At 75.2% G+C, this 7,235-nt stretch carries 7 protein-coding genes; 6 read left to right on the top strand and 1 reads right to left on the bottom strand.

Features of this window, described 5'->3' with window-relative positions; all coding sequences use genetic code 11:
- Window positions 1-126: 126 nt before the first annotated feature.
- Entirely contained in the window at window positions 127-885 is a 759-nt protein-coding gene (locus ABTW95_RS35390; protein ID WP_396451892.1) for an IclR family transcriptional regulator, read from the bottom strand.
- A gap of 88 nt (window positions 886-973) precedes the next feature.
- Between ABTW95_RS35390 and ABTW95_RS35385 the strand changes: the two genes are divergently transcribed.
- The 6 genes from ABTW95_RS35385 (at window position 974) to ABTW95_RS35360 (ending at window position 7,145) form a co-directional block, all read left to right on the top strand.
- A complete protein-coding gene (locus ABTW95_RS35385) occupies window positions 974-1,765 on the top strand; it encodes an IclR family transcriptional regulator (protein ID WP_396451894.1) in 792 nt (263 codons plus the stop codon).
- A gap of 193 nt (window positions 1,766-1,958) precedes the next feature.
- Entirely contained in the window at window positions 1,959-2,741 is a 783-nt protein-coding gene (locus ABTW95_RS35380) for a 2-keto-4-pentenoate hydratase (protein ID WP_500228603.1), read from the top strand.
- A gap of 1 nt (window position 2,742) precedes the next feature.
- Window positions 2,743-3,093, top strand: a complete 351-nt coding sequence (locus tag ABTW95_RS35375) for a tautomerase family protein (RefSeq protein WP_500228602.1) — start codon at window positions 2,743-2,745, stop codon at window positions 3,091-3,093.
- Between the two features lie 13 nt (window positions 3,094-3,106).
- Entirely contained in the window at window positions 3,107-4,537 is a 1,431-nt protein-coding gene (locus tag ABTW95_RS35370) for an aldehyde dehydrogenase (RefSeq protein WP_500228601.1), read from the top strand.
- Between the two features lie 47 nt (window positions 4,538-4,584).
- On the top strand, window positions 4,585-6,249 hold the full coding sequence (locus ABTW95_RS35365; RefSeq protein WP_500228600.1) for a PEP-utilizing enzyme: 1,665 nt from the start codon (window positions 4,585-4,587) through the stop codon (window positions 6,247-6,249).
- Window positions 6,234-7,145 (top strand): PEP/pyruvate-binding domain-containing protein, encoded by a 912-nt coding sequence (locus ABTW95_RS35360; RefSeq protein WP_500228599.1) that lies wholly within the window; start codon window positions 6,234-6,236, stop codon window positions 7,143-7,145. The genes ABTW95_RS35365 and ABTW95_RS35360 overlap by 16 nt, the downstream gene beginning before the upstream one ends.
- Window positions 7,146-7,235: the final 90 nt, after the last annotated feature.

Raw genomic sequence — 7,235 nt, 5'->3', positions numbered from 1 at the left:
GCAGGTCGTCGGCACGGTCCACCAGGGCCTGCTGCGACCGGGCGAGCAGCGTTACGTCCGCCGTCGACCGCAGCGCCTCGCCCGGGTCGCCGCCCCCGAAGATCGCCATGACCCGGCCGCACCGGGTCAGGACGGCGCGCGCAGCGCACGGGACAGGGCCAGCGCGGCCGTGCGGACCGCGGGAGCCATGCGCTCCAGCTTCATCCCGGTGCTCCACCCCGATATCGACAGCGCGCCGACGACCGCGCCGTCCGAGCCGAACACCGGGCTGGCCGCGCACACCACCCCGTCGCCGGACTCCTCCCTGTCGAACGCGCAGCCGGCCGCGCGGATCCCCTCCAGCTCCCGCCTGAGCAGGCGCGGCAGCACGATCGTGCGGCGGCTCAGCCGCGGCAGCCCGGCCGCGATGACGGCGTCCACCGTCTCGGGCGGGGAGAAGGCCAGCATCGCCTTCCCCACCCCGGTGGCGTGGGCCGGGAGCCGCCCGCCGACGCGGGACGGCATCGCGGGCGCGTCGGCGCTGCGCAGGATCTCCAGGTAGACGACCTCCGGCCCGTCCAGCACGGCCAGGTGGACGATCTGGTGCGTGGCGTCCCGCAGATCGGCCATGAACGGGAGCGCCGCGGCGCGCAGGTCCCGCCGGAGCGGGACGAGCTGCCCGAGTTCGAACAGCCGGAGCCCGAGCCGCACCCGCGACCCCGACCGGTCGAGGAGCCCGTGCGCGGTGAGCGCGCGGACCAGCCGGTGGACGGTCGACTTCGGCAGCCCGGTGCGGCGCGACAGCTCCGACACCCCCAGCGCGCCGTCCTCGGCGCCGAACGCGCCCAGGATGGCGGCCGACCTGCCGACGACCGTCTCCGATTCGTGCCGTCCAGCGGAACACATGTATTGATAATCGCCAGGTTATGGACAACTGTCTATTGCATTGCGGATGCCCGTTCATCTGGGGATTTCGACCTTGGGAGGTGGCGCGATGCCCGGGACCGAAGCCACGGCCCGCAGAGGTTCCGCGCGCGGCGGCCCCGAAGGCGGACTGCGGTCCGTGCTCACCGCCCTGGACCTGCTCGACTGCTTCACCAGCGACACCGAACTCGGGGTCTCCGACATCGCGCGCCGCCTGGGCGTCGCCAAGAGCACCGCGCACCGGCTGCTGACGACGCTGTGCGCCCGCGGGTTCGCCGAGCAGAACCCGCAGACCGGCTGCTACCGGCTCGGCTTCCACCTCTACGAGCTGGGGCAGCTCGCGGTCAGCCGGATGGACCTGCACGCGGCCGCGCTGCCGCTGCTGGAGGAGCTGCGGGAGCGCACCGGCCGGGCCGTCCACCTCGCGATCCCCGACCAGGGCGAAGTCATGTACCTGGAGCGGCTGCAGACGGTGCGCGTGTCCCGGCTCTTCACCGGCGTCGGCCGGCGGCTGCCCGCCCACTGCACCAGCTCCGGCAAGGCCATCGCCGCGTTCAACCCGCTGGTGGCGCGGGCCCGGACCGCCGCCGGGTTCACCGGGCTCACCAGCTCCTCGATCCGCAGCGCCGCGCACTTCGAGCGGGAACTCGCCGGCGTCCGCCGCGCCGGGTACGCGGTCAACCACGACGAGGCCAAGTTCGGGCTGAGCTCCGTCGCCGCCCCGGTGCGCGACCGCACCGGCGTGGCCCGCGCCGCGATCTCCCTGGTCGGGCCGACGTCCGAGGTCGGCGCCGTGCTGGAGCGGGACGCCCGGCTGGCCGGAGCGGCCGCGCGCCGGCTGTCCCGCCGGCTGTGCCTGTGACGCGCCGCTGAGCGTTCCGCACCGTGGAACGGATCGCCGGACGGGACCGTCCGGTACCTAGCGTTCTCGTTACCGGCCGGGCACGGCCGCCGGCGCACGCGGCGGCCTGCCGGTGCGAGCGGTGAAGGCGGCCGCGGACGCGGTCACGCCGTGCCTCGGCCGTCCCGGCGGACGAGGACGAGAGGAACCGGCGATGAGCGCATGGACGGTCGGACGCGCGGCGGCGGAACTGCTGGCGGCCGAACGGGACCGGCGGGACCGCGCGCCCCTCACCGGCGAATGGCCGGACCTGGATCTGGCCGCCGCCTACCGCGTCCAGGACGAGATCCTGCGGCGCAAGTGCGAGGCCGGCGAGCGGGTCTCGGGCGTGAAGCTGGGCCTGACGTCCCGGGCCAAGCAGCGCCGGATGGGCGTCGACGCCCCGCTGACGGCCTGGCTCACCGACGCGATGGCGCTGCCGGATGGCGCGCCCGTCCCGCTCGGCGAGCTGATCCATCCGCGGGTCGAGCCGGAGATCGTCTTCGTGCTCGGCGACCGGTTGGAAGGGCCCGGGATGACGGCCGGGCGGGCGCTGGCCGCGGTCACCTCGGTGCACGCCGGCCTGGAGGTCATCGACAGCCGCTACACCGACTTCCGCTTCACGCTGCCCGACGTCGTCGCGGACAACGCGTCCTCGGGGCGGTACACCGTCGGGGCACTGGCCCGCCGCCCGCGGGAACTCGACCTCGCCGCGGAGGAATGCCTGCTGGAGGTGGACGGCGAGGTCGCCGACCGCGCCACCGGCGCCGCCGTCCTGGGGCATCCGGCCGAGGCGCTGGCGCTGGCCGTGAACGTCCTGGCGGAGCGCGGCCGGGCGCTGGAACCCGGCTGGACCGTGCTGACCGGCGGCATGACCGACGCCGTCCCGCTCGCGCCCGGCACGCGCGTCACCGCGCGCTTCGCCGGCCTCGGGACCGTCACCGTCCGGGGGAGCTGAGATGCCGCTGGTGGACATCACCCTCGTCGAGGGACGGCCGCCCGAGCGGATCCGGACGCTGATCCACGAGGTGCACGAGGCCGTCCGCCGGGCCCTGGACGCGCCCGGCGCCGCCATCCGCGTCGTCGTCCGGGAGGTGCCGGCCGAGCACTGGGCGGCGGGCGACCAGACCATCGCCGAGCGGCGCGCCGCCGAGCGGCAGGGACCAGGCGAGCAGGGACCAGGCGATCAGGGACAAGGCGATCAGGGACAAGGCGATCAGGGACAAGGCGATCAGGGACAAGGCGATCAGGGACAAGGCGATCAGGGACAAGGCGATCAGGGACAAGGCAAGCAGGGACAAGGCAGGTAGGAGGGAACGCCCGATGGACGTCTACGGGCACGTCATCGACGGCCGGGAGACCGGCTCCGCGGACGGCGCCGACTTCGCCACCGTCGACCCGTACCGGCGCGAGCCGTGGGCGCGGGTCGCGCTCGGGTCGGCGGCCGACGCCGGCCTGGCGGTGCGCGCGGCGCGGACGGCGTTCGACACCGGGCCCTGGCCGCGCATGGGGTTCGCCGAGCGCGGCGCGGTCCTGCACCGGCTCGCCGACCTGGTCGAGTGGAACGCCGAAACGCTCGCGCTCGCCGACACCCGCGACATGGGCAAGCCGATCGCGCAGAGCCGCGACAACGACGTGGCCCGCGCGGCGGCCAACCTGCGCTTCTTCGCCGACCACGCGCGGCTCAGCCCGGCCGAGGCGCTGCCGATGGACACCGGGCACCACGCCTACACGCGGTTCGAACCCGCCGGGGTCGTGGCGGCGATCGCGCCGTGGAACTTCCCGCTCATGCTCGCGACCTGGAAGATCGCCCCGGCCCTGGCCTGGGGCAACACGGTGGTGCTCAAGCCCGCCGAGGACACCCCGGTCTCCGCGACGCTGCTGGCCCGGCTGGCGATCGAGGCGGGGATGCCGCCCGGCGTGCTCAACGTCGTCCACGGATACGGCCCCGAGTCGGTGGGACAGGCGCTGACCGAGCACCCGGACGTCGACCGGATCACCTTCACCGGCGAGACCGGGACCGGCCGCGCCATCAGCCGCGCCGCCGCCGCCAACCTGACGCCGGTGAGCCTGGAACTCGGCGGCAAGGGGGCCAACCTCGTGTTCGCCGACGCCGACCTGGACGACGCAGTCGAGTGGTCGATCAAGGCGGTGTTCACCAACGCGGGGCAGGTGTGCCTGGCGGGCAGCCGGCTGTACGTCCAGCGTCCGGTCTACGAGGAGTTCCTGGCGAGGTTCGTCGCCGCGGCCGAGAGCATGGTGCTCGGCGACCCGGCCGACCCGGCCACCGAGATCGGCCCGCTCGCGTCGCGGGAGCACTACCGCAAGGTCCGCGGCTACGTGCAGACGGTGGCCGCGGAAGGCGGCAAGATCCTCTGCGGCGGCCTGGGAGAAGGCTGGTTCGTCCGGCCGACGGTCGCGGTGGACCTGCCGCCGGACGCGCGGCACTGCACACAGGAGATCTTCGGCCCCGTCGTCGTGGTCGCGCCCTTCGACACCGAGGACGAGGGGGTCGGCCTCGCCAACGGCACCCCCTACGGGCTCAACGCCATGCTGTTCACCGAGGACCTGAACCGCGCCCACCGGGTGTCCGCGCGGCTGCGGGCCGGCACCGTGTGGGTCAACTGCTTCTTCGTCCGGGACCTGCGGGCGCCGTTCGGCGGCGTGGGCGACTCCGGCGTCGGACGCGAGGGCGGCTCGTTCAGCCGCGAGTTCTTCACCGAGCCCAAAGCGGTCGTCATGCAGATCGACTAGCCTGCCACGCACGGAGGTGACGTGCCCGTGAGCAGGTCGAACATCTCATGAACCCGGCCTTCGTCCCGGGACCCGCCGGCGGGGAGCCCTGGTACCCGGCGGCGCCGCCGCGCCCGGCCGGACCGGACCGCCCGGCCCCGTTGACCGCGCGCGACCTGGACCGGGCCTGGTACCTGGACTTCCACTACCCGCGCGGCGTCGTCCCCCTCGGCACGGCGCTCGTCGACGACCTCGTCGACGGTGCGCAGCGGGCGGCCGCGGGCCTGCCGCTCACATCCGGCCGGGGGCTGAGCGTGCGCTACGTGGGACCGCACGTCTACATCGGCGCGGTGCCGGGCGACGAGCCGGACCCCGCCGAACGCGCCCGGGCGCTGGCCGAGGTGCGCCGCTACCCCGCGGTCTTCCGGCGGCGGTGGCGGGAGGCCGCCGCCGGACTGGAGGCGGAGCTGGCCGCCCTCCGGCGCACCGACCTCTCCGGGCTCGGCCGGGACGGCATCGGCGCCCATCTCGACCGCGCCCGCCGCGCCCACGCGCGCGCCTGGCGGCTGCACTTCTCGGTGATGTACCGGCTGCTGGCCTGCCACGAGCTGATCCGGAGCGAACTCGCGGAGGCGGGCGTCGACCCGCACGTGCTGACGGCGCTCCTGCAGGCGGCGGACAACCGCGTCCGCGCCGCCGACCGGGCCCTGCGCGGCCTGGCCGAACGGGCCCGGCAGGCGGGACTGGCCCCCGCGTTCTCGGCGGGGCCGGGGCCGATCCTGCCGCGGCTCGCCGGCGACCCGGCCGCCGCCTCCTGGCTCGCCGCGTTCACGGCGTTCGTCGAGGCCCACGGCGACAGATCCGACTCCGTCGGCGACCTGACGGCCCCGTCCTGGCAGGAGGACCCGGAGCAGGTCCTGGCCCTCCTGCGCCCTCTCGTGCTGGGCGGGGCCCCTGCCCCCGCCATGCCGGACGCCGCGCCGCCCCCGGGCCTCGGCGCCGCCGCCGAGCGGCTCATCGAGGACGCGCTGCGCGCCAACATCGTCTGGTGGAACGAGGAGCACAACCTCGTGATCGATCTGCGGGCGCACCTGCCGGTCCGCAGGGCGGCGCTCGCGCTGGCCGCCGCGACGCGCGCTCCCGCCCCCGACGCTGTGCTCTTCCTGTTCCCGGCGGAGGTCGACCGCCTTATCAGCGGGACGTCCGACTGGGGGGAGCTGGCGGAGCCGGCCGCCGCCCGCCGCGCGTACCACCGGGCGTGGCAGGCGCGCCGGAGCGAACTGCCGCCTTCGGTCGGAGCCTCGGCGGCCCCCGGCACGGACCCGGTCGTGACGCAGATCCTCTGCGCCGGCCTCGCGGGCGGGCGCGGGTCCGGCCCGTCCGCCGTCCTGCGGGGCCTCGGGGTCTCGCGGGGCACCGCCCGGGGGCCGGTGCGAGTCATCCGCTCCCCGGAGCAGCTGTCCACCGTGCGTCCCGGCGACGTCCTCGTGTGCGAGGCGACCTCGCCGAGCTGGACACCGGTCTTCGGTCTCCTCGCGGCCTGCGTCTGCGACGTCGGCGGCATGCTCACCCACGCGGCCGCCGTCAGCCGGGAGCACGGCATCCCCTGCGTCTGCGACGTCGGCACGGCCACCCGCGTGCTCCGCGACGGCGACGAGATCGAGGTCGACGGTGCCGCCGGCACCGTGACGGTGCTGTCCAGGCGAGGAGACCCGGCGTGCACCCCTGGGTGATCCCGCTCTGCCCGGACGCCCGGCGCTGCGGCAACAAGCTGGCGACGCTCGCCCGCATGCACGACGCCGGCCTGCCCACCCCCGGCGGCGTCGCCGTCACGGCCGCCGCCTTCGAGGCGCTGGTCCCCACCCTGCCGGGCCTCGGCGATCCGCCCTGCGACCTCGCCGGTCTGCGCCGGACCCACACGCAGGCCCGCGACGCGATCCGCGCCGTGCCCTGGCCCCCCGGCTTCGCGGAGGCCCTGGCCCGTGCGTGCCCCGACGGCCCGCTCGCGGTGCGCAGCTCCGCCGGCTGGGAGGACACTCCGGACTCCAGCGCCGCCGGGCAGCTCGGCAGCGTCATCGGCGTCGCACGCGAGGGGCTGCGCGACGCCGTCGCGGAGGTCTGGGCGAGCGCGTTCTCCCCGACCGCGCTGACCCACCGGCTCCGCATCGGACGCCCACCCGGACCGGAGCCGATCGCCGTCGGCGTCCAACCGCTGGTCCCCGCCGGACTGTCGGGTGTCGCCTATTCGGCCCATCCCGTCACCGGGGACGCGTCCGTGCTGGTGATCGAGGCGATCAACGGACTGTGCGGGCCGCTGACCGACGGCCGTGTGGTCCCCGCCCACCTGGAACTGGACCGCACGGGCCGCGTCCTCACCGAACGCCCTTCCCGCCAGCACGTGCTCGCCGCCTACGACCCGGCATCGGCCGCGGTCGTCGACCGTCCCTGCGCAGGCCCGGTCGCACTCCCGCCAACCGGCATCGAGCGAATCCGCCACAGTCTCCTGCTGGCCGAAGAAGTCCTCGGCCGACCCGTGGACATCGAATGGTCCTGGGGCCCTACGGGTTTCGTCCTGCTACAGGCCCGCCCCATCCCGCGAAGCCACCGCGGAGAGATCTCACCCGGCTAGGGCCTGTTCGTAGTCTGGATCAGTTGCCGCTGGTCGCAATCGAGTGATTCACCCACGCCGGATCGGGGGCGGGCGGTATCACCGGTACAT

Source organism: Spirillospora sp. NPDC127506, from assembly GCF_040302145.1.
Taxonomy (GTDB): Bacteria; Actinomycetota; Actinomycetes; order Streptosporangiales; family Streptosporangiaceae; genus Spirillospora.
Note: the sequence above shows the minus strand (reverse complement) of the source record. Positions and strands in the feature narration are given on the sequence as shown.